At 71.3% G+C, this 25,852-nt stretch carries 23 protein-coding genes; 9 read left to right on the top strand and 14 right to left on the bottom strand.

All coding sequences use genetic code 11. The features are described 5' to 3' along the window. The first annotated feature begins 30 nt into the window (after positions 1-30). The 6 genes from ACIQFU_RS17415 (at position 31) to ACIQFU_RS17390 (ending at position 8,033) form a co-directional block, all read left to right on the top strand. Positions 31-1,002, top strand: coding sequence for a hypothetical protein (locus tag ACIQFU_RS17415; protein WP_402552390.1), 972 nt, complete (start codon positions 31-33; stop codon positions 1,000-1,002). A 95-nt stretch (positions 1,003-1,097) separates the two neighbouring features. Next, positions 1,098-2,207 (top strand): multiple monosaccharide ABC transporter substrate-binding protein, encoded by a 1,110-nt coding sequence (gene chvE, locus ACIQFU_RS17410; protein ID WP_402552388.1) that lies wholly within the window; start codon positions 1,098-1,100, stop codon positions 2,205-2,207. Positions 2,208-2,239: 32 nt separating this feature from the next. Then, positions 2,240-3,799 carry a multiple monosaccharide ABC transporter ATP-binding protein gene (gene mmsA / locus ACIQFU_RS17405; RefSeq protein ID WP_402552386.1) on the top strand — a complete coding sequence of 520 codons (1,560 nt, stop codon included), beginning with the start codon at positions 2,240-2,242 and terminating at the stop codon, positions 3,797-3,799. After that, positions 3,796-5,040 carry a multiple monosaccharide ABC transporter permease gene (gene mmsB / locus ACIQFU_RS17400; RefSeq protein WP_402552384.1) on the top strand — a complete coding sequence of 415 codons (1,245 nt, stop codon included), beginning with the start codon at positions 3,796-3,798 and terminating at the stop codon, positions 5,038-5,040. Before mmsA ends, mmsB begins: the two co-directional genes overlap by 4 nt. A 66-nt stretch (positions 5,041-5,106) precedes the next feature. Then, positions 5,107-6,252 (top strand): aldose epimerase family protein, encoded by a 1,146-nt coding sequence (locus ACIQFU_RS17395; protein WP_402552382.1) that lies wholly within the window; start codon positions 5,107-5,109, stop codon positions 6,250-6,252. A 137-nt stretch (positions 6,253-6,389) separates the two neighbouring features. After that, positions 6,390-8,033, top strand: a complete 1,644-nt coding sequence (locus tag ACIQFU_RS17390; protein WP_402552381.1) for a pyridoxal phosphate-dependent aminotransferase — start codon at positions 6,390-6,392, stop codon at positions 8,031-8,033. 33 nt (positions 8,034-8,066) lie between these two features. On the opposite strand, the gene ACIQFU_RS17385 is transcribed toward ACIQFU_RS17390, so the two are convergent. The 14 genes from ACIQFU_RS17385 to ACIQFU_RS17320 form a co-directional block, all read right to left on the bottom strand. Next, positions 8,067-9,362, bottom strand: coding sequence for a lytic murein transglycosylase (locus tag ACIQFU_RS17385; RefSeq protein WP_402552379.1), 1,296 nt, complete (start codon positions 9,360-9,362; stop codon positions 8,067-8,069). A gap of 108 nt (positions 9,363-9,470) precedes the next feature. Further along, a complete protein-coding gene (locus ACIQFU_RS17380) occupies positions 9,471-10,271 on the bottom strand; it encodes a hypothetical protein (protein WP_402552378.1) in 801 nt (266 codons plus the stop codon). 47 nt (positions 10,272-10,318) lie between these two features. Continuing rightward, positions 10,319-10,867: a nuclear transport factor 2 family protein gene (locus tag ACIQFU_RS17375; protein ID WP_402552376.1), complete on the bottom strand. Its 549-nt coding sequence runs from the start codon at positions 10,865-10,867 to the stop codon at positions 10,319-10,321. A gap of 26 nt (positions 10,868-10,893) precedes the next feature. After that, on the bottom strand, positions 10,894-11,592 hold the full coding sequence (locus ACIQFU_RS17370; RefSeq protein WP_402552374.1) for a hypothetical protein: 699 nt from the start codon (positions 11,590-11,592) through the stop codon (positions 10,894-10,896). After that, complete coding sequence (locus ACIQFU_RS17365) at positions 11,589-12,140, bottom strand: hypothetical protein (RefSeq protein WP_402552372.1); 552 nt, start codon at positions 12,138-12,140, stop codon at positions 11,589-11,591. Before ACIQFU_RS17365 ends, ACIQFU_RS17370 begins: the two co-directional genes overlap by 4 nt. Continuing rightward, complete coding sequence (locus ACIQFU_RS17360) at positions 12,137-13,426, bottom strand: MlaD family protein (protein ID WP_402552370.1); 1,290 nt, start codon at positions 13,424-13,426, stop codon at positions 12,137-12,139. The genes ACIQFU_RS17365 and ACIQFU_RS17360 overlap by 4 nt, the downstream gene beginning before the upstream one ends. Continuing rightward, a complete protein-coding gene (locus ACIQFU_RS17355) occupies positions 13,423-14,628 on the bottom strand; it encodes an MCE family protein (protein ID WP_402552369.1) in 1,206 nt (401 codons plus the stop codon). The genes ACIQFU_RS17360 and ACIQFU_RS17355 overlap by 4 nt, the downstream gene beginning before the upstream one ends. Beyond that, complete coding sequence (locus tag ACIQFU_RS17350; protein WP_402552368.1) at positions 14,625-15,665, bottom strand: MCE family protein; 1,041 nt, start codon at positions 15,663-15,665, stop codon at positions 14,625-14,627. The genes ACIQFU_RS17355 and ACIQFU_RS17350 overlap by 4 nt, the downstream gene beginning before the upstream one ends. After that, the gene (locus ACIQFU_RS17345) at positions 15,662-16,705 is read right to left on the bottom strand and encodes an MCE family protein (RefSeq protein ID WP_402552366.1); all 1,044 of its coding nucleotides are present in this window, start codon (positions 16,703-16,705) and stop codon (positions 15,662-15,664) included. Before ACIQFU_RS17345 ends, ACIQFU_RS17350 begins: the two co-directional genes overlap by 4 nt. Further along, positions 16,702-17,766, bottom strand: coding sequence for an MCE family protein (locus ACIQFU_RS17340; RefSeq protein WP_402552364.1), 1,065 nt, complete (start codon positions 17,764-17,766; stop codon positions 16,702-16,704). The genes ACIQFU_RS17345 and ACIQFU_RS17340 overlap by 4 nt, the downstream gene beginning before the upstream one ends. Further along, complete coding sequence (locus ACIQFU_RS17335; protein ID WP_402552362.1) at positions 17,763-19,028, bottom strand: MCE family protein; 1,266 nt, start codon at positions 19,026-19,028, stop codon at positions 17,763-17,765. The genes ACIQFU_RS17340 and ACIQFU_RS17335 overlap by 4 nt, the downstream gene beginning before the upstream one ends. Before the next feature lies 1 nt (position 19,029). After that, entirely contained in the window at positions 19,030-19,836 is an 807-nt protein-coding gene (locus tag ACIQFU_RS17330) for an MlaE family ABC transporter permease (RefSeq protein ID WP_402552360.1), read from the bottom strand. Positions 19,837-19,842: 6 nt separating this feature from the next. Beyond that, positions 19,843-20,607, bottom strand: a complete 765-nt coding sequence (locus ACIQFU_RS17325; RefSeq protein ID WP_402552359.1) for an MlaE family ABC transporter permease — start codon at positions 20,605-20,607, stop codon at positions 19,843-19,845. Next, positions 20,604-21,617, bottom strand: a complete 1,014-nt coding sequence (locus ACIQFU_RS17320) for an ABC transporter ATP-binding protein (protein WP_402552358.1) — start codon at positions 21,615-21,617, stop codon at positions 20,604-20,606. The genes ACIQFU_RS17325 and ACIQFU_RS17320 overlap by 4 nt, the downstream gene beginning before the upstream one ends. A gap of 653 nt (positions 21,618-22,270) precedes the next feature. Here ACIQFU_RS17320 and ACIQFU_RS17315 point away from each other — a divergent pair. From ACIQFU_RS17315 to ACIQFU_RS17305, 3 genes are all read left to right on the top strand, one after another. Next, on the top strand, positions 22,271-22,903 hold the full coding sequence (locus tag ACIQFU_RS17315) for a hypothetical protein (protein WP_402552356.1): 633 nt from the start codon (positions 22,271-22,273) through the stop codon (positions 22,901-22,903). Positions 22,904-23,013: 110 nt separating this feature from the next. Then, complete coding sequence (locus ACIQFU_RS17310; RefSeq protein ID WP_402552354.1) at positions 23,014-24,627, top strand: DUF6801 domain-containing protein; 1,614 nt, start codon at positions 23,014-23,016, stop codon at positions 24,625-24,627. 35 nt (positions 24,628-24,662) lie between these two features. Then, positions 24,663-25,604, top strand: coding sequence for a hypothetical protein (locus ACIQFU_RS17305; RefSeq protein ID WP_402552352.1), 942 nt, complete (start codon positions 24,663-24,665; stop codon positions 25,602-25,604). Positions 25,605-25,852 lie beyond the last annotated feature (248 nt).

Below are 25,852 nucleotides of genomic sequence, written 5' to 3'. Positions count from 1 at the left end.
GTCCGACATATCGAACACTAAGGACAGCTTGTGACCGACCCTTCCGCCACGGCCGCCGCACGCAGGCCCGGTGAGCAGGCCCTCACCGCACTCGGCCTGGCCGCGCCCGACCCCGATCCCGCCGACGCCTCGCCGCACTCCTTCCCGGGCGGTGGCCGCTGGCGCACCGAGATCCCCTCCTGCGAGGGGCCGGAGGCGCTGGCGGTGGTGCTCAAGGAGTCCTCGCGGCTGGACGTGCCGATCCACCGGATCAGCCAGGGCAGCGGCGTGTGGATGCTCACCGACGCCGAGATCACCGAGATGGTCGAGGCCACCGCCGAACGGGACATCGAGCTCTGCCTGTTCACCGGTCCGCGCGGCACCTGGGACATCGGCGGCTCCACCCGGACCGACTCGGGCGGCGCGGGCCTTCGGGCGCGCGGTCACGCCGCGGTCGCCGGATGTGTCGAAGACGCCGTGCGCGCCTGTGAGTTGGGCGTCAAGTGCCTGCTGGTCGCCGACGAGGGCGTGCTGTGGACGCTGCACCGGGCCCGTACTTCCGGCCTCCTGCCGGCCGACACCACGCTCAAGCTCTCGGCCCTCGTCGGACCGGTCAACCCGGCCTCGTACGCGGTCTACGAGCGGCTCGGCGCCGACTCCGTCAACGTGCCCAGCGACCTGACGCTCGATCACCTGACCGAAATACGGCGGGTTTCGGCCGCGCCGATGGACATGTACATCGAGGCTCCCGACGACCTCGGCGGCTATGTGCGGATGTACGAGGTCGCCGAACTGATCCGGCGCGGCGCCCCCCTGTATCTGAAGTTCGGCCTCTCCAAGGCGCCCGGGATCTATCCGTACGGGCACCACCTGCGGGAACTGACGCTGGCCACCGCCAAGGAGCGGGTGCGGCGCGGCCGGCTCGCCCTCGACCTGCTCGCCCGGCACGGCGCGGACGGGGAGATGGCGCCGCTCGGGACCCGGCTGCCCGGGGCGCTCAACCGGTTCGGGACCTCGTCATAACGTTCCGGAAACTCCCTTCACAAAAGACGACACGACCGCGCACAATCCCACACACCTGCGTCGCCGACACAGCCCTCACCTCAAGGATGATGACCATGCGCAACCGCAGAGCCGCACTCGCCGCGACAGCCGCCGCCGCCTCGCTCGCCCTCACGCTGACCGCCTGCGGCCAGAACAGCGAGGGCGGCAGCGAGGAGGACAAGGGGGGCAGCGACGGCGCCACCGTCGGCATCGCCATGCCGACCAAGTCCTCCGAGCGCTGGATCGCCGACGGCGCCAACGTCGTCAAGGAGCTGAAGGGCAAGGGCTACAAGACCAAGCTCGTCTACGGCGAGGACGACCCGGACCAGCAGGTCTCGCAGATCGAGAACATGATCACGCAGGGTGTGGACGCCCTGATCGTCGCCGCGATCGACAACAAGTCCCTCGGCAACGTCATGCAGCAGGCCAAGGACGCCGACATCCCGGTCATCTCCTACGACCGGCTGATCCTCGGCACGGAGAACGTCGACTACTACGCGTCGTTCGACAACGAGAAGGTCGGTGAGCTGCAGGGCGGTTACATCGTCGACAAGCTCGGTCTGAAGGCGGGCAAGAAGGGCCCCTTCAACATCGAGCTGTTCGCCGGCTCCAACGACGACAACAACACCAAGTACTTCTTCCAGGGCGCGATGAACGTCCTGAAGCCCTACATGGACAAGGGCCAGCTCGTCGTCCGGTCCAAGCAGACCGCCCTCAACCAGGTCACCACCCTGCGCTGGGACGGCGGCACCGCGCAGAAGCGCATGGACGACCTGCTCACCTCCAGCTACCGCAGCGCCCGGGTCGACGCGGTGCTCTCGCCGTACGACGGCATCTCCATCGGCATCCTGTCCGCCCTGAAGTCCGACGGCTACGGCTCCGGCAGCAAGGCCATGCCGGTCGTCACCGGTCAGGACGCCGAGATCGCCTCGGTGAAGTCGATCGTCGCGGGCCAGCAGACCCAGACCGTCTACAAGGACCTGCGCCAGCTCGCGAAGGTCGCCGCGAACATGGTCGACGCGGTCCTGAACGACAAGAAGCCCGAGGTCAACGACACCAAGTCCTACGACAACGGTGCCAAGGTCGTCCCCGCCTACCTGCTGCAGCCGGTCAGCGTCGACAAGTCCAACTACAAGAAGATCCTGGTCGACGGCGGCTACTACACCGAGGACCAGATCAACTGACCTGGCTCCATCAAGGATTGGAAGGCACGACCATGGCGGGACCCGTCCTGGAAATGCGCTCGATCGTCAAGACCTTTCCCGGTGTCAAAGCGCTGTCGGACGTCACGCTGACCGTTCGCCAGGGCGAGGTCCACGCCATCTGCGGGGAGAACGGCGCCGGCAAGTCGACCCTGATGAAGGTGCTCTCCGGAGTCCACCCGCACGGCAGTTACGAGGGGGACGTCCTCTTCGAGGGCGAGACCTGCCGGTTCAAGGACATCCGGGCGAGCGAACAGCACGGCATCGTGATCATCCACCAGGAGCTGGCGCTGGTGCCGTATCTGTCCATCGCGGAGAACATCTTCCTCGGCAACGAGCACGCCAAGCGCGGACTGATCAACTGGAACGACACCCTCAAGCACGCCACCGAACTGCTGCGCCGGGTCGGTCTCGACGAGCACCCGGAGACCCGCGTCGCCGACATCGGCGTGGGCAAGCAGCAGCTGGTGGAGATCGCCAAGGCGCTCTCCAAGAAGGTGAAGCTGCTCATCCTCGACGAGCCGACGGCGGCACTCAACGACGAGGACAGCGGCAAACTCCTCGACCTGATCCTCCAGTTGAAGGAACAGGGCATCACCTCGATCATCATCTCGCACAAGCTGAACGAGATCCGCCGGGTCGCCGACTCGGTCACCATCATCCGCGACGGGCGCTCCATCGAGACGCTCGACGTGAAGGCGGCGGAGACGACCGAGGACCGGATCATCAGCGGCATGGTCGGCCGCGACCTGGAGAACCGCTTCCCGGACCGGACCCCGCACCAGCCCGAGAAGGGCGCGGCGCCGGCCCTGGAGATCCGCAACTGGACCGTGCACCACCCCATCGACCAGCAGCGCAAGGTCGTCGACGACGTCTCGGTCTCGGTGCGGCGCGGGGAGATCGTCGGCATCGCCGGGCTGATGGGCGCCGGCCGCACCGAGCTGGCGATGAGCGTCTTCGGCCGCACCTACGGCCGGCACGCGGGCGGCACGGTCCTCAGGGACGGCAGGGAGATCCGCACGAAGACCGTCCCCGAGGCGGTCGGGCACGGCATCGCGTACGTCACCGAGGACCGCAAGCACTACGGCCTCAACCTCATCGACACCATCAACCGGAACATCTCGCTGACCGCGCTGGGCAAGGTCTCCAAGCGGGGTGTCGTCGACGAGCACGGCGAGCGGCAGGTCGCCGAGGACTACCGCAAGTCCATGAACATCAAGGCGCCGACCGTCTTCGAGCCGGTCGGCAAGCTGTCCGGCGGCAACCAGCAGAAGGTCGTCCTCAGCAAGTGGATCTTCGCGGGTCCCGAGGTGCTGATCCTGGACGAGCCCACGCGCGGCATCGACGTGGGCGCCAAGTACGAGATCTACACGGTCATCGACCGCCTGGCGGCCGAGGGCAAGGCGGTCGTGTTCATCTCCTCCGAACTGCCGGAGCTGCTCGGCATGTGCGACCGCATCTACACGATGGCCGCGGGGCGGCTGACGGGTGAGTTCTCGCGGGCCGAGGCCTCGCAGGAAGCGCTGATGCGGCAGATGACGAAGGACAAGAAGGACAAAGAGGTAAGCCGATGAGCACGGACGTGACCGCCAAGACCCCGGCACCGGCGCCGCCCGGCAGAGAGGGTCCGGCCTCCGGCGGCGGGCTGCTGCAGCTGATGCTCGACGGCATGCGCCGCAACATGCGCCAGTACGGCATGCTGATGGCCCTCGGCCTGATCGTGGTGCTGTTCGCGGTGTGGTCCGACGGCGACCTGCTGCTGCCGCGCAACGTCTCCAACCTGGTGCTGCAGAACAGCTACATCCTGATCCTCGCGATCGGCATGATGCTCGTCATCATCGCGGGCCACATCGACCTGTCCGTGGGCTCACTGACCGCGTTCGTGGGCGCGACGGCCGCCGTCCTGATGGTCAGGAACGACATGCCGTGGCCGGTGGCGGTGATCCTGTGCCTGGCCATCGGCGCCGCGGCCGGCTCCGTGCAGGGCTTCTTCATCGCCTATCTCGGCATACCGTCGTTCATCGTGACCCTCGCGGGCATGCTGCTCTTCCGCGGTCTGACGGAGATCTTCCTCAAGGGCCAGACCCTCGGCCCGTTCCCCAAGGACCTGCAGAAGATCGCCAACGGCTTCCTGCCCGAGGTCGGCCCCAACACCAACTACCACAATCTCACCCTGCTGCTGGGCTTCGCCCTGATCGCCTTCGTGGTGTACCAGGAGGTCCGCGACCGCAAGCGGCAGCAGGAGTTCTCCCTCGACGTGCCGCCCGTCAAGCTGTTCCTGCTCAAGCTGGTCGCGCTGGTCGCCGCCGTCCTCGTCGTCACGCTGCTGCTGGCCAGCTACAAGGGCGCCCCGATCGTGCTGCTCATCCTGGGTGTCCTGGTCGTCGGCTTCGGCTATCTGATGCGCAACGCGATCATCGGCCGCCACATCTACGCCATCGGCGGCAACCTGCCCGCCGCCAAGCTGTCGGGCGTACGGGACAAGAAGGTCACCTTCCTGGTCTTCCTGAACATGGGCATGCTCGCGGCGCTGGCGGGTCTGGTCTTCGCCGCCCGCTTCAACGCGGCCTCGCCCAAGGCGGGCCTCAACTTCGAACTGGAGGCCATCGCCGCCTCCTTCATCGGCGGCGCCTCGATGAGCGGCGGCGTCGGCACGGTCCTCGGCGCGATCATCGGTGGTCTGGTCCTCGGCGTGCTGAACAACGGCATGAACCTGGTCGGCATCGGCACCGACTGGCAGCAGGTCATCAAGGGCGCGGTGCTGCTGGCGGCGGTCGGGTTCGACGTGTGGAACAAGCGCAGGGTCGGTTCGTAACGGATCTCGGGCCCCGCCACCGACGGCGGGGCCCGCTTCTTTCCACGGAAAGCAGAGGAGCCGTACATGGAACTGAGCAGACGCACGCTCATCGCGTCGGCGGCGGCCGGCGTCGCCGCCACCGCGGCCGGCGGCACGGCGCACGCGTCGGGAGGCGGGAAACCGGTGAAGGAACTCTTCGGCAGGCTGGCCGACGGGACGAAGGTGTACCGCTGGTCGCTGGAGAACGGCGGCACCCGGATGAAGGTGCTGTCGTACGGCGGTGTCGTGCAGTGCCTGGAGATCCCGGACCGCCGCGGCCGCTACGCGAACGTCTCGCTGGGCTTCGACAACCTCGACGACTACGTGGCCCGCAGCCCGCACTTCGGCGCCCTGATCGGACGGTACGGCAACCGCATCGCCAAGGGCCGTTTCACCCTGGACGGCACCTCTTACCAGCTCTCCGTCAACGACGGCGAGAACTCCCTGCACGGCGGCGCCCTGGGCTTCGACTACCGGGTGTGGGACGTCGAGCCGTTCACCCGCGGCTCCGACACCGGACTGGTGCTCCACTACACCGGCGTCGACGGCGAGATGGGTTACCCGGGCACGCTCAGGACAAAGGTGACGTACACCCTCACCCGGCGCGGCGACTGGCGCATCGACTACGAGGCCACCACCGACAGGGCCACCGTCGTCAACCTGACCAGCCACGTCTACTGGAACCTGGCCGGCGAGGGCAGCGGCACCGTCGAGGACCACGAGCTGACGGTCGCCGCCTCCCGCTTCACGCCCACCGACGCCGGTCTGATCCCCACCGGCGAGCTGGCGCGGGTCTCCGGCACGCCCTTCGACTTCCGCCGCTCCAAGCCGGTCGGCCGCGACATCCGGGACGCCCACCCGCAACTGGTCACGGCCAAGGGCTTCGACCACAACTGGGTCCTCGACAAGGGCGTCACCGACCGCCCCGAGCACGTCGCCACCCTGCGCGAGAACACCTCGGGCCGCACCCTGCGCATCGCCACCGACCAGCCGGGACTGCAGTTCTACTCGGGCAACTTCCTCGACGGCACCCTGACCGGCACCGGCGGCTCCCTGTACCGCCAGAGCGACGCCCTGTGCCTGGAGACCCAGCACTTCCCGGACTCGCCGAACCACCCGTCGTTCCCGTCGACCGTGCTGCGGCCCGGCGAGACCTACCGGACGTCGACGGTGCACTCGTTCGGCGCGTGAGGGCCCGGACCGCACCCGAAACCGCCCCAAACCCGAGGGCACACTTTCTTCACACGCGTTGAACGGCCCCCCGTCCGCCCCCGTATGTAAGGGCGGCCCGTGCGCCCCGCACGGGCCGCCCACTTACGGAGGTCCACTTGTCCGGCAACGTCACCTCGTTGTTCCGCAGCACCGCGGCGCACAGCCCCTCCATGGCGGCGCTGACGCGGGAGAGCGGCGAGGCGGCGGGCGCGGGACCGGTCGACTTCTGCATCCCCTGCAACCCGTACTTCCCGACCCCGGCGATGTTCGAGGAGATGGCCGGCCGGCTGCGCGACATCATCACGTACTACCCGAGCAGCGCCGACACCATCACCGCCGAACTGTGCGGCCTGCTGCAACTCCCGCCGCAGTGCGTGGCGATGGGCAACGGCTCCACGGAGCTGATCACCTGGATCGACCACCTGCTGGTGCGGGAGTCCCTCGCCGTCCCCGTCCCCACCTTCGGCCGCTGGACCGACCAGCCCATGGAGACCGGCAAACGGGTCGACATGTTCCCGCTCCAGGAGGCCGGCGGCTTCGCCCTCGACCTCGCGCAGTACGCCGAGTTCATCCGGGCCAGAGGCACGCGGGCCGTGGTGATCTGCAACCCGAACAACCCCGACGGCGGCTACCAGCACAAGCAGGCGCTGGTGCAGTTCATGGACGCGATGGCCGACCGCGACCTGGTGGTGATCGACGAGTCGTTCCTGGAGTTCGCCGACGCCGAGACGGACCCCAGCGTGGTCCAGGAGGCGATGCTGCGTCCCAACGTCGTCGTCCTGCGCAGCCTCGGCAAGAACTTCGGGCTGCACGGCATCCGCTTCGGCTACCTCGTCGCCAACCCGGCGCTCGCGGGCCGGGTGCGCTCCATGCTGCCCAAGTGGAACCTCAACTCCTTCGCCGAGCACGTGGTGTTCATGCTGCGCGACCACGGTCCCGAGTACGCGCAGAGCCTGCACCAGGTGCGGCGCGACCGCCTGGAGATGGCCGCGCAGCTGTCCGCCCTGCCCGGCCTGACCGTCTACCCCTCCCAGGGCAACTTCCTCTTCGTCCGGCTGCCCGTCGGCGCGGAGGGCACCGCCGTGCGGGACCGCATGCTCACCGAGCACCGGGTCCTGGTCCGTGAGTGCGGCAACAAGATCGGTTCGTCCAGCCGCTTCCTGCGTCTCGTGGTGCGCCCCCAGGTCGACGTGCGTCGTCTGGTGTCCGGCCTGGAACAGGTGCTCTACGGGGCCGGGAGGGGAGCCGCCGTGCCCGGGCCGGCCACAGGGACCGGCTACAGCTCGGGCACGGCGGCGGTGGACCGCCTGATGAACGAGACCAACGGTTCCGGCATGCGCGCGATCACCGCCCCGGCCGCCGGTGCCGGTGCCCCGGGGCTCGCCGCCGCTCCGGCCCCCGCCGCGGGTACCGGCACCGGCCTGCCGCTCCCCGCCGCGGTGCCCGTCGCTCCGGCGGCGGCCACCGTACCGCCACCGGCGCCGGTCCCCCAGCCGGCGCCCTATCCCGGACCGGTGTCGGTCCCCCACCCGGCACCGGTCCCGCAGCAGCCCGTGCCCGCGCCGGTTCCGCAGCCCGTGCCCGCCCCGGCCGCCGCGTATCCCGCGCCCTTCGGCCCGACCCCGCCCTTCGGCCCGACCCCGCCCGGCGTCCCGGCCCGCGGTGGTCTCACGGCCGCCCAGGTCAGGGGCACCAACGGCCTGGAGTCGGTCCCGGCGACGGGCTGGCCGAACGCGGCGGGGATGGGCCAGGCCGGCTGACCCCCGGCGGCCGCCCTGCCCGGCCGCGGTGCCCTACCCGGTCGCGCCGTCCGAGGCGGTCGCGGTGTCCGACGGGGTCGGGCAGGGCGGGTCCGTCGGGGATGCCGTGGGGTCGGGGGCCGGGGACCGCGGTTCGGCGGAGCAGTCGTCCGTGGCGGTCGGCTCCGGTGAGGGTCCCGGCGTGTCCGTGGGGCTTTCGGTGGGGGTCTCGGACGGCGGCTGGGAGGGGCCCTGGCTCGTCGGGGGCACCGACGGGGAGGACGGGTGCGGTGCCGTGGACGGCACGGGCCGGGACGGGGACGGCGACGAGGACGGCTTGGGGCTGTCGCCGGGCGTGGTGCCGGGGTCCGGGCCGATGACGATGCCGTCGCCGGCGCCTCCGCCGGCGCCTCCGCCCCCGTGGCCACCGCCGCCGCCGTTGCCGCCGCTCTCGCCGTCGACGGGCTCGGTCGCCGGGGTGTCGCCGCCCGCGCCGGGGCTCTTCGGGACGACGCCCTCGCCGTCCGGGACGGTGTGGACTCCCCGGCGGTAGAACTCCAGCCAGTACCTCACCGTTTCCAGGTAGGTGCGGGAGTTGTTGTAGCTGAGGATCGCCCGGTCCAGGTCCGCTCCCCGGCCCAGGTCCCGGTCGCCGGCGCAGAGGTAGTGCCCGGCGGCGAGGGCCGCGTCGAAGACGTTGTTCGGGTCGGCGCGGCCGTCCGCGTTGCCGTCCGCGCCCCAGCGGGCCCAGGTGGACGGCAGGAACTGCATGGGGCCCACCGCCCGGTCGTAGACCGTGTCGCCGTCGTGGGCGCCGCCGTCGGTGTCCCGGATCAGGGCGAAGCCCCGCCCGTTCAGGGGCGGACCGGTGATACGGCTCAGGGTGGTGCCGTTCCGGTCGACCGCGCCGCCGCGTGCCTGGCCGGACTCGACCTTGCCGATCGCCGCGAGCAGTTCCCAGGGCAGCCGGCAGCCGGGGTCCGTCCTGCCTACGGCGGTCTCGGCGGCCCGGTAGGCGCGCAGCACGGTGGCCGGGATGCCCGACTGGGCGCGGATCCGGTCCCGCACGGGCACGGAGGAGACCGGGCCGCCGTCGCGCGTGGTCAGCGGCGGGAGTTCGGTGTGGTACGAGCCGTCGCCGGGCGGGTCCAGCTCGGCGAACGGGCCGTCCGCCGTCGGCGGGACCGGGTCGTCGGCCGCCGGTCCGGCGTGGGTGTCCTTCGCGTCCGGGGTGAGGCCGGGGGCCTGGGAGGCGGTGAGGGCCGCCACGGCGGCCACCGCGAGGGCGGTGGTGCGCAGTCCCTTGCGGGTCCGCCCGCGGTACGGGCGTCGGGCACGGCGTACGGACATGGTCGTCGCTCCTGTCGGATCCGTGGGAGATGCGGGGCGGGAGACGGGCCGGGGCCGGGGGGCGGTGGAGAACGGTGGAGGGGACGGGCGGTCCTACTCGTACGGCTGTCAGCGTCCGAAGGTGTCGAGGGCGGAGACCAGCCAGCGTCCGTCGCGGTGCACGACGTCGACGGCGAGCATGGCGGCCGCGTACACGCCCTCGTCCCGCGCGGCCTTCTCGTCGTCTCCGGCCTCGCCGGTCCCGCCCTTCTTGTCCGCCGCGGCCTTGTCGCCCGCGGTGGCGACGCTGCTCTGGTCGGCGTAGACGAGGACCCGGGCCCGGTCGCCGTCGACGCGTTCGACCGCGCTCTCGGTGACCGTGGTGGTGATCACCGCCTTCTGCTCGTCGGCGCGCTCCCGGACGTCGGCGAGCAGTTCGCGGTGCTGGTCGACGGCCTTGCCGGTCAGGAGGTCCTTCGCCGCCTTGTCGAGGGCGCCGGGGTCGGCGTGGTCGTAGGAGAAGAGGCGGTCGACGGCCTTGGTCGCCTGGCCCTTGATCTCGCTGGTGCGGGCGAGGTCGGTCAGTGCGGTGTTGCCGCGCGCGGGCTCGGACCTGAGCCCGTCGGCCTCGGCGTGTGCCCAGCCGGCGAAGCCGCCGAGGAGCACCGTCAGCGCGCACAGCAGTACGAGCACCGGAGGGCGGCGGCGCGGTCGGGTCCGGGTGGCCCTCGTCCCGTCCCCGGTCGTGGCCGGGGCCGCGGTGGCCGGCTCCGCGGGTTCCAGGACGGCCGTGGCGCGGCGCGTGCCGGCCCGGACCGCCTCGCGCTCGGTGCCCTCCGTGCGCTCCGGGCGTGCGGTGGGGGCGGCGGGCCGGGTCTCGCGGGCCTGGCGGCGCCGCTGGCGGTTGATGTGGTGACGGGTCGTCGACATGGTGCGGTGTCCTCCTCGCTGCGGCCGGCTTGCGGTACGGGACCGGGTCAGCCGGTCGATGCGCCGCCCACGGGTGCCTGGCCCAGGGCGCTCAGCTTCCACCGGCCGTCGGTCCGGGTGAGTTCGCCGAGCATGCGGCTGTCCTTGTCGCTCTTCGCCCCGTCGGCCGCCTCGACGGTGACGCGCAGGGCGACCAGCACCCGGGCCCGTCCGGCGCGGTCGTCGAGTTCGGTGACGGCGCCGGACAGCACCCGCGCCGTGCTCACCGTCTTCGCCTCCTTCACCTGTGCGGCGAACTCGTCGCGTCCGGAGGCGAGTTGCTCGTGCAGCTCGCCGGTGGTCGAGGACTCCCACAGGTCGAGGCCGCGCTTCAGCTCTCGGTGGTCGAGCGTGTTGAGGTTCTGCACGCCCTGTTCCCCGGCGGAGAGCGCGGCGTCCCGCTGCGCGGCGTACGCGGCCCGCTCGTCGTGGGCCGCCCGGTACCAGTCCTGGCCGGCCCACGCCGCGAAGCCGCCGGCGACGAGGGTGAGGACGAGCGCCAGAGCCGGCAGCGGCCGGAAGCGGCCGACGTCGGGGAGGCGGACGGCGCGTTTCATGGGGTGCTCCAGTCTCCCGCGCATGCTCAGCGGGCCTTGATGTCGACGATCCGCCACCGGTCGTCCTCCAGCCGTGCCGTGACCGTGAGTTGGGCCGCCGCGGTGCTGACCCCGGCCCGGTCCGCGGCCCTGTCCTCGCCCTTGCCTTTGCCGTCGTCCCTGTGGGAGGTCTGGTCGAGGAAGACCAGCAGGCGGGCCTCGTCACCGTCGAGTTCGATCACTCCGGTGCGGACGGCCCGGGTGCTCAGCGTGACGCGCTGTTCGGTGAGGTCGTCGCGGACCCGGGCGAAGAGGGTCTCGTACTGGCGGGCGGCGCGGCCGTCGAGCACGGTGCTCGCGGAGCGCTCGGCGGCCCCGGTGCCGTCCGGGGTGTAGGAGAAGACGCGGGCGAGGGCGTTGCCGACGTCGCCCGCGACGCGGGTGGTGGCCCCGGTGTCGGTGAGTGCCTGGTTGCGGGCGGGCGCCTCCGACCGCACCTGGTGGGCGGCGTAGAAGAAGCCGGTGCCGCCCAGGACGAGGGCGGCGGCGGTGGCTGCCAGGGCCGCGTTCCGCAGGAGCGGGCGTCGGTCCGGCGGGCGGGTGGCGGGGCCCTCGGGCTCGGCGTGGGGGTCCGGGGCGTCGGTGTCCGAGGCGTCGGTGTCCGGGGCGTCGGTGTCCGGGGCCTGTTCGTCCGCCGTGCCGGGATCCGGTGCGGCGCCCCTGCGCAGCGACCACGTCGGTGTCATCGCTCCCCGCCCGCCTTCTCGCCGTTCTCGCTCTTCCGGCCCGTCTCGCCCCGCTGCTCCTCGACCGGCACCGCGCTCAGCGCCCGCACCTTCCACTCCCCCTCGCCCGTGCGGGCCAGGACCGCCTCCAGGCGCTTGCGGTCGGTGGCCGGCTTCTGCGTCCCGGCGGGGGTGACCTCGACGCGGACGGTGGCGATGAGCTTGGCCGTGCCGGACCGGGTGTCGAGCGCGGTGACGGCGGCCTCGGTGACCGTGCCGCGCGCCGAACTCCCCGCCTTGGCCTCGGTGGCGCCGAGTTCCTCGCGCAGCGGCCCGGTGGAGGCGGCGCGCCAGTCCCGGATGCTCCGCTCGGCGCTCTGCCGGGTGGCGGCGTCGAGCGTGGTGAGTACGGCGATGCCCGCGCGCCCGTCGGCGAGCGCCTCGTCCCGTTCCCGGCCGTAGGCGAGCGCGTCGTCGGTGCGGGCCTGCGTGTACGTCCACGCGCCGGTGCCGCAGAAGGCGAGGGCCAGCGCGAGCCCCGTCCCGGTGAGGATCCGTGCCCGCCTCATCGGCTGCTCCCGGTGCCGGCCGGGGCGAGGAGACCGGTCAGGCCGGCCGGTGCCTCACCGCTCTGTCCGGGCAGGGCGAGCGCGCCGGGGAGTGCCGGGGAGGCGTCTCCCTTCGCGGGCGTCCCGCCGCCGCTGCCCGAGGGCAGGGAGCCGGGTTCGGCCGGGTCGGGCACCGCGCCGCCCTTCGGGGCGTTGGCCGAGCCGCGCACGTTCTTGCCGCCGGCCGCCGGGGCGGTGCAGGCGGCGTCGGTGTTGAGGGCGGGTGCGGTGCCGAGGTCGAGGCCGTTGCGGTAGCGCGTGCCGCCGTAGCCCTCGGTGCAGGGCAGGGGGCTGAAGAAGGTGACGGCCAGGCCGAGGTTGAGCTTGCCCCCGTCGACGGCGGTGGCGCCGGCGGAGACGGCCGCCGGGTACTTCACGAGGAGTTCCTCGATGCCGCGCTGCCGGGTGACGGCGACCTCGGAGGTGGTGAGGAGGTTGGCGAGGACCACGCCGAGGCTCGGGTCGAGGTCCCGCAGCAGACCGCTGACCTGGGTGGCGGCCCCGGGGGTGACGGCGAGGAGGCGGCGCAGGTCGGCGTCGGAGCCCTTGAGGGCGGCGGCCAGGTCCTTCGCTCCGACGGCGAAGTCGCGGATGGCCCGCGCCTCCTGGGCCTGGGTGCGCAGGACGGTCTCGCCGTCGTTGATGAGCAGGGTGGTGGACGGCAGGGCGCGGTCGGCGGCCTCGACGAAGCCGGTGCCGCTGTCGAGCAGGACCTGGAGGTCGTCGCCGTGGCCCTCGAAGGCCTTGCCGAACTCGTCAACGACCGTGCGCAGGTCGTCCAGTGGGACCGAGCTCACGAGGTCGTCGACGCTGGCGAGGACGTCGGTGACGGGTGCGGGGACCTCGGTGTCGGCCTGCTCGATGCGGGTGCCGTCGGCGAGGTAGGGGGAACCGTCGCTCTCGGGCCGCAGGTCGATGTACTGCTCGCCGACGGCGGAGAGCCCGGCGACCACGGCCTTGGTGTCGGCGGGGATGCGCGGCGCGGACTTCTTGATGCGGAGTTGGGCGACGACGCCCTCGGCGGTGAGGTCGATCGGACCGACGCGGCCCACCGAGACGCCCCGGTAGGTCACGTCCGAGTGAGTGAACAGGCCGCCGGTGCGCGGGAGTTCGACGTTCACCGTGTAGTAGTCGGCGACGCCGACGTAGCGGCCCAGGTCGGCGTAGCGGATGCCGAGGAAGGCGAGGGCGAGGACGGCGACGAGAAGGAAGGCGAGGTTCTTCAGCCGTACGGCGAGGGTGATCACCCGCGGTCACCTCCGGACCCGGACACGGAGGGCAGGGGAAGGGGCGAGGAGGGGCTCCGCGTTTCCCGGGACCGCTTCTTCGCGGCCGGGTCCGCCGCGGCGTCCGGGTTCGTGGAGGGGGACGCGGACGGGGAGGGCGTGCCCTCGGGCACGAGCGGCGGGATCACCTGGGTGCCGGGCTCGGCGACCATGCTCAGGTACGTGTTGAGGTAGTCGCCCTTCACCCCGCGCAGCACCTCGTCGGTGAACGGGTACGTCAGCAGCACCTGGAGCGAGTCGGGCAGGTCGGTGCCCGCGTCGGCGAGCGCCTTCAGCGTCGGTGCGACGGCCTTGAGGTCGGCGATCATGTCGTCCTTGCTCGCGTTGACGGTGGAGACGGCGACACCGGAGAGCGTGTCGAGGGAACGCAGCATGGTCAGCAGTGAGCCGCGCTGTTCCTCGAGCGTCTCGAGTCCGGGCGAGAGGTCGGTGAGGACGGTGGCGACGTCCTCCTTGCGGTGGGCGAGGGTGGCGGAGAGCCGGTTGACCGCGTCGAGGGCGTCGGTGATGTCCTCCCGGTGGTCGTCGAGGTCGCCCACCAGGGTGTTGACCCGCTTCAGCATGGAGCGGACCTCGGGTTCGCGGCCGCCGAGTGCGGCGTTGAGTTCGCGGGTGATGGTCTTGAGCTGGTTGACCCCGCCGCCGTTGAGCAGCAGGGAGAGCGCGCCGAACACCTCCTCGACCTCGGTGTTGCGGCTGGTGCGGGCCAGCGGGATGACGCTCCCGTCCGTGAGCCGGCCGGCTCCGGACTCCTTGGCGGGCGCGGCGAGCTGGACGTACTTCTCGCCGAGCAGGCTGGACTGTTCGAGCCGTGCGGTGGCGTCGGCGGGCAGCCGGACCTCGCCGTTGATCTCCATGGTGACGCGGGCGGACCAGTCGTCCTCGCCGAGTTCGATGTCGGTGATCCGGCCGACGGCCACGTCGTTGACCCGTACGGCGGCGTGCGGGACCAGGCTCAGTACGTCCTGGAGTTCCGCGGTGACGGTGTAGGGGTGGTCGCCGAGGTCGGCGCCGCCGGGCAGCGGCAGGTCCTCGATGCCGTCGAAGCCCGGTACCCCGGACGGGACCCCGCCGAGGGCGAGGGCGAGGGCGAGACCGACGGCGACCAGTCCGCCGGCGGTGAGGCCCGCGGCCCGGCCCGCGCCGGTCCTGCCGCGCCTCATCGCCCGTCCCCCTTCTGCTGCTCGGTCGCGTTCTGCTGCTCGGTCGCGCCGGCGACGGGCAGCGGAAGCAGCGGGCCGCCGATGCTGATCTCGTTGAGGTTGGCGCGGCCGTCGAGGGTGCGGGTGTCGGGGTTGTAGGCGTTCACGACGTTGGCGGCGGCCAGGGGTGCCACGTCCAGTGCCTCGGCGAGCGAGGCGCGTTGCTCGACCAGGGTCTGTGTGAGGGGGACGAGACGGTCGACGTTCTTCTTCAGCTCGCCCCGGTTGTCCTCGATGAAGGTCTTGACCTGGCCGAGGGCCTTGCCGAGTTCCTCCAGCGCCCCGGTGAGGTCGTCCTTGTTGTCGGCGAAGAAGCTGACGACGTCGTCCAGGCGTTCCTGTGCGGTGCGCACGTCGGTGTCCTTGTTCTTCAGCATGGTGGTGAAGGTCTGGAGGCTGCCGAGCGTCTTGAACAGGTCGCCGCTGCTGCCGTCGAGGGTCTTGGCCGCCTTGCCGAACTCCTCGACGCTGTCGCCGATGGCCGCGCCGTTCCCGTCGAGGTTGTCGGCGCCGGTCCTCAGCAGTTCGGACAGGGCGCCGTCGGCGTTGGCGCCGTCGGGGCCGAGGGCGTCGCCGAGTTCGGTGATCGAGTCGTAGATCTGGTCGATCTCGACGGGGACGCGGTTGCGGGCGGCGGGCAGGACGGCGCCGTCGGCGAGGGCGGGGCCCTTGGTGTAGGCGGGGGTGAGCTGCACGTAGCGGTCGGCGACGACGCTCGGCGCGACCACGACGGCCCGCGCGTCCTCGGGGACCTTGATCCCGTCGTCCAGGCGGAGGCCGACGCGGACCCTGGTGCCCTCGGGGTCCACCGACTCCACCTCGCCCACCCGTACGCCGAGGACGCGCAGGTCGGAACCGGCGTAGACGCCGATGGCGCGGTCGAAGTAGGCGGTGACGCGGGTGCCGTCGGCCTGGAGGACCCGGGCGGCGACGAGGCCGCCGGCGGCGAGCACCACGAGGGCGAGCACCCCGGTGAGGATCTTTCGGCGTCGGGTCATCGGGCACCGCTCCCCTGGGCCGCCGCGGGCTGTTTCGGCGGCAGGCATCCGGTCTCGGGCTGGGAGGTCGCGGGCAGGTAGTCGCGGGGCACGACGCCGCACAGGTAGCTGTCGAACCAGCGGCCGTTGCCCAGGGTGTTGCCGACCAGGCGGTAGTACGGGCCGACCAGCGCGAGGGTCTCGCCGAGCCGGGTGTTGTTCTTCTCCAGCACGCCGGTGACGCGGCCGAGCGCCTTGAGGGTGGGGCCGAGCTGCTTCTCGTTGTCCTTGACGAGGCCGCCGAGTTCGGTGCCGAGGTCCTGGCTGCCCTTGAGCAGGGCGCTGATGGCGGTGCGGCGGTCGCGGAGTTCGCCGAGCAGAGGGCCGCCGTCCTCGATGAGGGTCTCGAAGCTCGACTTGTTGTTCTCCAGTGTCTTGGTGAACCGGGTACTGCCCTTGAGGAGTTCGGAGAGCTTCGCGTCCCGTTTGGAGAGGGACTTCGACAGGTCGGACAGTCCGGTGGCGGCCTTGCGCACGTGCGGCGGGGAGTCCTTGAAGGTGTCGGAGATGGTCTCGAAGCTCTCCGCGAGCTTCCCGGTGTCGATGGCGTCGACGGTCCCGCTGAGGTCCTGGAAGGCCTGGGTCACGTCGTAGGGGGAGGTGGTGCGGGTGAGCGGGATGCGGGCGTGGGGGTCCTGGCGGCCGGAGCCGAGCGGGTCGAGCGCCAGGTACTTGTCGCCGAGGACGGTCTTGACGGCGATGGCGGCGGTGGTGCGGTCGCCGACCCAGGCGTCCTCGACCTCGAAGCCGACCTTGACCTTGGCCCCGTCGAGCGCGACGTCGGTGACCCGGCCGACGTTGACGCCGGCGATGCGCACCTCGTCGCCCTCGTCGAGGCCGGCGGCCTCGGAGAAGTCGGCGCTGTAGGCGGTGCCGCCGCCGAAGGGCAGCCGGTCGGCGTTGTAGGCGAGCAGGGCGATCAGGGTGAGGACGAGCAGTCCGGCGACGCCGACGGCGACGGGGTTGCGTTCCTTGACGGGCTTGATGCGGGAGCGCTTCATCCCTGGCACCTCGATTCGGTGATCGCGATGCCGGTCGGCGGCTTCGAGCCGTCGGAGGTGGTCACTCCGCTCACGCGGGCCTCGCAGAGGTAGAGGTTGAACCACGATCCGTAGGAGGACAGGCGGGCCAGTGCGGTCATCTTGGCGGGGCTCTTCTCCAGGAAGTCCTCGATCTGCGGGGTGTGTTCGCCGAGGTTGTCCGAGAGCCGGCCCAGTTCCCGGATGTCCTTCTTGAGGGGTTCGCGTCCGTCCTCGACGAGTCCGGCGGTGACGGTGGTCAGGTCGCCCATGGCGGCGACCGCCTCGCCGAGGGGCTTGCGGTCCTGGTTGAAGCCGCTGACGAGCTTCTGGAGGGTGCCGACGAGGTCGTCGAAGCCGTCCTCGCGGTCGTTGAGGGTGTCCAGGACGGTGGTGAGGTTCTCGACGACCTGGCCGATCACCTTGTCCTTGGCGGCGACGGTGGTGCCCAGCGAGCCGATGTGGCGGATCAGGCCGTCGACGGTGGCGCCCTCGCCCTGGAGCACCTGCACGATGGATCCGGCGAGTTCGTTGACGTCCTTCGGGGACAGCCCCTCGAACAGCGGCTTGAAGCCGTTGAAGAGCAGGGTCAGGTCGAGCGCGGGCGTGGTGCGGTCCAGCGGGACGGTGCCGCCCTCCGGAAGGGTGCCGGCGAGGTCGCCGCTGCCGCGGCCGAGGGAGACGTAGCGCCGGCCGACCATGTCGAGGTACTTCACGGCCGCGGTGGTGGAGCGGGGCAGCCTGCGGTCGTCGCGGACGGTGAAGGTGACCTGCGCGGTGCGCCTGTTGACGACGCGTACGTCGGTGACCTCGCCGACCGTCACCCCGGAGATCCGCACGCTGTCGCCGTCCATGAGTCCCGTGACGTCGGTGAACAGGGCCTTGTAGGTGCGGCTTCCGGAGCCGGAGCCGACACCGGTGCCGGCGACGCTCAGACCGAGGACGGTGGTGGCGAGGGCGGTGACCACCACGAAGACGAGGGACTTGACCAGCGGTCCGGTCAGCGGGCGGCGCCGGGTGTGCGCGTTGTCGGTCCTGCTCATCGGAGGGTCACCTCCGTACCGCGGTAGACGGGGCCGACGAGGAGGCTGCTCCAGTCGGGCAGGTCGGCGGGGCTCTTGCCGGCGGCGGGGGCGAGGAGTTCGTTGACGAGGTCGTTCTCCTGCGGGGAGTTGGCGGGCCCGAGGTCCTGCTCGGCCGCGGGGGTGGCGGCGCGCGCGGCGGGCCGGGGCAGGGTGCCGAGGTAGGGCACCGTGGGGCAGCGGGGGCCGCCTCCGGAGTCGTACGCCGGGGTGTCACGGCCGGGCCGGTAGGCGCCGCGGGAGGCGACGGTGGTGACGTCGACGTGGACGCCGGGCCGGTCGGTGCCCTTGCCGAGCGCCTTGTCCATGGCCGGCACGAAGTCGGCGAGGGTGCGCAGGGTGCAGGGGAAGGCGGAGGAGTACTCGGCGAGGAGTTCCAGGGTGGGGCGGCTCGTGTCGCCGAGCCGGATGATGTTGTCCCGGTTCGCGCGCAGGAAGGCGGTCGCGTCCTCGGCCGTCCGGGTCGTCGCGCCGAGGGTGGCGGAGAGTTCGGCCTCCTGCTCGGCGAGGGTGCCGCTGGTGGTGGTGAAGTCGGTGAGCGCCGTGACGATGTCGGGCGCGGCGTCCGCGTAGACGTGGCTGACCTTCACGAGTTCCTTGAGGTCACGGTTGAGGGCGGGCAGGCTGGGGTTGAACTCCGCGAGGTGCTCGTCCAGCAGGGTCAGCGTGTCGCCGAGCCGCTCCCCGCGTCCTTCGAGGGCCTGCGAGACGGCGGACAGAGTGGCGGAGAGCTTCTGCGGCTGTACGGCGGTGAGCATGGGCAGGACGTTGTCGAGGACCTGCTGGAGTTCGATGGCGTTGGCGGACCGGTCCTGGGGGACGACGGCCCCGGCGGCCAGCGGCTCGGGCGAGGGGTCCGCGGGCGGTACGAGGGCGACGAAGCGCTCGCCGAACAGGGTGGTGGGCAGCATCTGCGCGCGGACGTCGGACGGTACGTCGTCCAGCGCGCCGGGTTTCATGGCGAGGGTGAGCCGGGCGCCGTCGCCGGTGGAGTCGATGGCGCGGACCTCGCCGACGACGACGCCGCGCAGCTTCACCTCGGCGCCGGGGTGCATCTGGTTGCCGGCGCTGCCGGTCTCGACGACCACCGGGTCGGAGTCGGTGAACTTCTTGTCGTAGACGGCGACGGCCAGCCAGATCAGCAGGACCGGCACCAGTACGAACACCACCCCGGCGAGGCGGCGGCGCAGCCTCTGTCCCCGGGGTCCCAGGTGTGCGCTCATCTCACCCCGCCACCTTCACGGTCGTGGTCGCGCCCCACAGGGCCAGCGACAGGAAGAAGTCGGTGACGCTGATCAGCACGATGGCGTTGCGCACCGACCGGCCGACGGCGACGCCGACTCCGGCGGGGCCGCCGGAGGCGCGGTAGCCGTAGTAGCAGTGGGCGACGATCACCATCACGCTGAAGATCAGCACCTTCAGCACGGACAGCAGTACGTCCGTCGGGGACAGGAACAGGTTGAAGTAGTGGTCGTACGTGCCCCGGGACTGCCCGTTGAACAGGACGGTCACGTAGCGGGAGGCGAGGAAGGACGAGAGCAGCCCGATGGCGTAGAGCGGGACGATGGCGACCACGCCGGCGACGATGCGGGTGGTGACGAGGTAGGGCATGGAGCGGATGCCCATGCCCTCCAGCGCGTCGACCTCCTCGTTGATGCGCATGGCGCCGAGCTGGGCGGTGAAGCCGGCCCCGACGGTCGCGGAGAGGGCGAGTCCGGCGACGAGGGGCGCGATCTCGCGGGTGTTGAAGTAGGCGGAGACGAATCCCGTGAACGCGGCGGTGCCGATCTGGTCGAGGGCCGCGTAGCCCTGGAGTCCGACGACGGTCCCGGTGAAGAGGGTCATCGCGATCATCACGCCGATGGTGCCGCCGATGACGCCGAGTCCGCCGGAGCCGAAGGCCACCTCGGCCAGCAGGCGCTGCACTTCCCTGAGGTAGCGGCGCAGGGTCCGCGGGATCCACAGCAGGGCCCGGACGTAGAAGAGGAGTTGGTCGCCGGAGCGGTCGAGCCAGACGAGCGGGGAGGCCATCGGACCTCAGCCTCCCTTCGGCGGGACGATCTGGAGGTAGACGGCCGTCATCACCGTGTTGACGAAGAAGAGCAGCAGGAAGGTGATGACGACGGACTGGTTGACGGCGTCGCCGACGCCCTTGGGCCCGCCGCGCGGGTTGAGCCCCCGGTAGGCGGCGACGATGCCCGCGATGAACCCGAAGACCAGCGCCTTGAGTTCGCTGACGTAGAGGTCGGGCAGCTGGGCGAGGGCGGAGAAGCTGGAGAGGTAGGCGCCGGGGGTGCCGCCCTGCATGACGACGTTGAAGAAGTAGCCGCCGAGGATGCCGACGACGGAGACCAGGCCGTTGAGCAGGACGGCGACGCCCATGGCGGCCAGCACCCGGGGCACGACCAGCCGCTGCACGGGTGAGACGCCCATGACCTCCATGGCGTCGAGTTCCTCGCGGATCTTGCGGGAGCCGAGGTCTGCGCAGATGGCCGAGCCGCCGGCGCCGGCGATGAGCAGGGCGACGATGAGCGGGCTGGCCTGCTGGACGACGGCGAGGACGCTGGCGCCGCCGGTGAACGACTGGGCGCCGAGCTGCTCGGTCAGGGAGCCGACCTGGAGGGCGATGACGGCGCCGAAGGGGATCGAGACCAGGGCGGCGGGCAGGATGGTCACGCTCGCGACGAACCAGAACTGCTCGACGAACTCGCGGAACTGGAAGGGCCTTCGGAAGACGGCCCGGGTGACTTCGGCGGCGAGCGCGAAGAGCCGCCCGGTCTGCCGCAGCGCACCGGTGATCACGCGCCGCTCCCGGCGGTGGGCATCGGCAGCGTGGCCGCCTCGGAGTTCTTCGCGTAGGTGTCCCGGATGGCGGAGCGCGCGGCCGGCGGCAGCGTGTCGATCATGCCCATGACACGCTCGCGCCGACGGGCGACGGCCCGGCGCGGCGGCAGGCCCGGCGACGGCTCCAGCTGCGGGACGATCGTCCGGGGCGCGGCGGGTACGGAGGCGGAGGCGGCGCCCGCCTCGGCGGCGAGGGTGGCCGCGTCCTTCTCCTCGGACATGCCGATGGGGCCCTCGCGCCGGCCGCCCAGGAACTGGGACACGACCGGCTCGTCGCTGGTGAGCAGCACCTCGCGCGGGCCGAAGGTGACGAGTTCGCGCAGGAAGAGCATCCCCATGTTGTCGGGCACGGTGGCGGCGATGTCGAGGTTGTGGGTGACGATGAGCATCGTCGCGTCGAGCTGCGCGTTCAGGTCGATCAGCAGTTGGGAGATGTAGGCGGTGCGGACCGGGTCGAGCCCGGAGTCCGGTTCGTCGCACAGGATGATCTGCGGGTCGAGGACGAGCGCGCGGGCCAGTCCGGCCCGCTTGCGCATGCCGCCGCTGATCTCTCCCGGAAGCTTCCCCTCCGCGCCGAGCAGTCCGACGACCTCGATCCGCTCCATGACGATGCGGCGGATCTCGGACTCCTTCTTGCGGGTGTGTTCGCGCAGCGGGAAGGCGATGTTGTCGAAAAGGGACATGGATCCGAAGAGCGCGCCGTCCTGGAACATGAGACCGAACAGTTTCCGGGTCTCGTAGATGTCCTTTTCCGGGCTGTTCACCATGTCCACCCCATTGATGAGGACACGGCCCTTCTCGGGTTTGAGCAGCCCTATGAGCGACTTCAGGAAAACGGTCTTACCGGTTCCGGAAGGGCCCAGCATCACGCTGACCTCCCCGGCCGGAAGAGTGAGTGACACGTCCCGCCAGATGCTCTGCTTACCGAAGGACTTGGTCAGGCCCTCGACCACTACTTCGATTCCCATATCACCTCCAGCGGACGTCCATCGGATACGCGCCGCGGGCCCGCACGTTAAGTCGGCCCGGAGCGCACTGACAACGGGTGCGGCACGGATCTTCGGCACCCCCGCCGAACTTGTCACCGAGCAGACAACCTGCCCGTCCCGCACTTGTCTCCGGGGAGACAGGGCGGGGTCTCGGGGTTCCGGGGGGTGTGGAGCCCGCGGGACCCCGCCGGCGGACGCCCGGCCGCACGGGAGGTGGGCCGGAACGCGTCCGCCATGGCTCCGGCCGACGGGGGCCACCGACCTGGAACCGAGCACCGCACCGGCACGTTACGGCCGGGTAACCTCGGCGGGCAACACCGGAATCGGAGTTTTCCGGGATACCGACTTCGGCCATCCGGAACCTATCAGGGAAAGCACAGAAACCCCTCGGTAACTTGTCATCCGGTGAGCGTTTCACCCCCGCCACGGACGACCACGACGGGGATGGACCACCACCGGCCGAACACTCCGCCCTTGGCAGTCGGTGACTAAGACGAATCGCGATTCACTCACCCCGGAAACAGCTTGTTCCACTTTTCAAAGAATCATGGACGGCCACATTGTTCGGCTATGTTTCCGGCGAGTAACGTCACGGCCCAATGCAGGTCAACCCTCAAGGAGACTCCCGAGCCATGAAGAAGAACCTCAGAAGGTCGGCCCTCGTGGTGTGCGCCGCCGCGTCGGCGCTGGGTCTTGCCGCCGGCCCCTCCTCGGCGGCGCCCTCCACGGTGTGGACCGTCAGCCCCTCGCCGGCCTCTTTCACGGCCGTGAACGTCGGCAACATCGTGCTGACCGCCACCATCCCCATGACGTGTACGGTCTCGAACGCGGCCGGGACCATGGCGAGCACCACCGGCAACCCCGGTGACGTCGCCGACATCAACACCATGAACTTCGGTGCGTCCGGCTCGCCGTGCACCAGTGTCCTGGGCAACGTCACCACCACGTCGGTCGTCCCGTGGGACGTCGTCGCGGTGGACTACAACGCCGCCACCGGTGTCACCACGGGCTACGTCGGCAACGTCGAGGCCAACGTGACCGCCGGCGCCTGCAAGTTCACGGTGACGGGCAAGGCCTCGGGCACCTACACCAACTCCACCGGTGTCCTGGCGATCAACAGCACCGCCGGCGAACTGACGGTCAGCAACCCCGTCAACTGCGGTGCGATCGTCACGACCGCCACCAAGCCCACCTTCAAGGGCAACTACGCCGTGACGGAGGCGAGCACCGGCGCCATCCCGACCATCGTCGGCTCCAACCCGTAGGCCGACGGCCGTCCATGTCCGCCCGGCCGGCACCCCGGTCGGGCGTTCGCGGGCCGTACGCCGTGCCTCGAGAAGACCGGCCCCCGTCCGAGCCGTCCGAGCGGAGTCATATGAAAGCCAAGTCGGCCGCCGCCCCCCGGCCGTCCCGGGCCCGCGCCCGGACCACGTCGATCGCCGCGTTCGTCGTGCTCGCCGCCCTGGTCCCGTCCACCGCCTCCGCCTCGGGAACCCAGGAGGCCGAGGCCGAACTTCCCTACGTCTGTGCCTTCCCTTCGGGGCAACTGCCCGCGACGGTGCGGGTGTCGGCCGGGTTCCCGGAACGGGCCGGGGCGGGCGAGGCGTTCACGCCGTCCGACGTCACCACCACCGTGGAACTCCCGGCCCGTGCGGTCGCCGACCTGGCCGCACGCGACGCGGCCGAGGTCCGGGCGGCCACCCGGCTCGACGTCGGCGTCGCCCAGAACGCGGCCACGGCCACGGCGACCTGGCGCGGAAGCGCCGAGCCGGTCGCGCTGCCCGAGTCGGGACCGCTGACGCTGGTGGCCGGGGGAGACGTCCCCTCGGTGGCCGGCCAGGGCGACGGCGACCTGACGTTCTCCGCGGGCGCCCTCGCGATCGACCTGGCGCTCGATGCGGCGGACCGGGCCCCCACCGACGCGGCCACCGCCGGCCCCGGCTCGCTGACCGTCGACTGCGCCCTCGCCGAGGACGCGCCGGGCCAGGGGCTGCTGGCCACCGTCCCCGTCGGCACGGGCGGGGTGGCACCGAGCGGTTCGCCGTCCGCGCCGGGACCGGCCGGGACCTCGGGGGCGCCGGACGGCGGACAGCAGGACGGACCGGGCGACCGGGAGCCGGAGCGGCAGTCCGAGCGGTCACCGAAGGTCCTGGAGAACACCCCCGGCGCCGCGGCGGACCGCGACGACGTCCCGCCGTGCCGCTACGACGAGCAGCACCCGCCCACGGACGTGTCGCTCAACGCCTACGTCACCGGCTACGCCAACGTGAAGAAGGCCAAGGGCGCCGCGTACCTCCCGCCCTCCTGCGTGCTGATCGAGCAGGGCCTGCCCGAGCCGGGCCCGCCCGACCCGGAGTACCTGATCTTCGACACCCTGTCGTACGGGAACTTCCACTACCGGGAGCGCGAGCAGACACCGCCGTTCGAAGCGACCTTCCTGTCCTTCGACTTCACCCCGGTCAAGGCCACCATGGTGCTGGAGCAGACGGGTCCCCTGAGGATCGACTCGCGCATGAAGATACGCCTGTCCGACTTCACCACGATCACGGACACCTATGTCCGGGCCCCGTTGGTCCTGCACGTGCTGGACCTGGAGGTCAACGGAACGCCCCTGGACGTCGGTTCCGAGTGCCGGACCGAGACCTCCCTCACCTCCGAGGACCCGGACCCCGCGAACTTCCCGGGTGACCATCTGGTGCTGTACGGCCGGGGCGAGCAGATCCTCGGTCTGCCGGCCACCGGTTACCTGCTCCTGAGCGGCGGCACGCTGTCCGGCGAGACGGCCATCCCCGCCTTCTCCGGCTGCGGCACCGACGGCGAGGACCTCGACCGCCTGCTCACCGCCTCCGTCTCCGGTCCCGGCAACCACATCAAACAGGTCCAGGGCCAGACGTGCGCGATCGCCGCGCCCGTGTTCCCGAGCCCGACCAACGAAGGCCAGTGCACCGAGGACCTCCAGCCCTACGAGATCCCCGTCGCCGAGCGCTGATCCCCGCTCCCACACCTCCACGGAAGGCCACCACCATGCGCCCGACCCCCATCCGCACCCGGCTCGCCACCGTGTCCGCGCTGACCGCGCTCGGCGCCTTCGCCTCGCTGGGCACGGCGAGTGCCGCCGACCCCGCACTGAACGGCGAGTGGGCCCCCTTCACCCGCTGCCCCGTGGACGCCCCCGCGATGCTGAACGCCGACGGTTTCGAGCGGACCCCGCAGTGCGTGGTGTCCACCTCGTCGAGCGGCTCGATCAAACTGGGCGACACCACCGTGACGACCGGCAGGACCAACCTCCAGATCGGCATCGTCCAGAACGCGGACGGCACCAGCAGCGTGGTCGCCCCCGCCTCCGGCGCCCTGGTCGCCGAGCCCGCCACCGTGCCCGGCGGACTGCTCGGCCTGATGTGCCCGAGCGACATATTCGTGATCACGGGGATCTGCGAGTCGCTGGAGAACTCCAGCCTCAACAAGATCACCGCGACCATGGAGTCGGTCGGCGCGCCCTACGCCTTCGACCAGACCGCGGGCGCACTCACCGACCTGCCCATCGTCGCCCTGCCGGTCCGCATCCACCTGGAGAACCCGCTCCTGGGCGACAAGTGCTACATCGGGACGGCCGCCGACCCGATCGTGCTGCGCCCCGAGAACCGCGACTACCCCGACTTCGGGATGACGTTCTTCCAGGGCGACGGCACCGTGGACCCGGCGGGTGAGATGAGCCGGATCAACCTCACCGGCGCCACCCAGAACGACAGCACCTTCGCGGTGCCCGGCGCCACCGGCTGCGGCCTGAACGTCGGTCTGATCAACGCCGCGGTGAACGCGAAGACCGGGCTGCCCTCCGCCGCCGGGAACAACAGCGTCACCCTCGACGACACGCAGACCCACCTCACCGGGCTCAACGCCCCCGGGACCGTCGTCCCCGACGCCGGCAGGGTTCTGGCCGAGAACTGGCACTCCGCCGTCGAGTAACAGCCAAAGACACACACAACCGGACCACGATTCCTCCCCAAGAGATGTACAACACAACAAAGTTGATTTACCTTCAGCTCTGCCAGACCGGTGAACGCCCGGGCGGACCGGCCCGGGCCCCCCCCCCCCCGGGGGGGGGCCCCCCCCCCCCCCCCCCCCGCCCCGGGGGGGGGGGGGGCCCCCCCCCCCCCCCGGGACGGGAACGGGAAGGGGCGGCGGGGGCGAAAAGGGCCTGTCGGCACCGACGT

Origin of the sequence: Streptomyces sp. NPDC093065 (genome assembly GCF_044754585.1) — a bacterium.
Classification (GTDB): Bacteria; Actinomycetota; Actinomycetes; order Streptomycetales; family Streptomycetaceae; genus Streptomyces.
The sequence above is the reverse complement of the archived record's forward strand: the minus strand, read 5'-3'. Positions and strand labels throughout refer to the sequence as shown.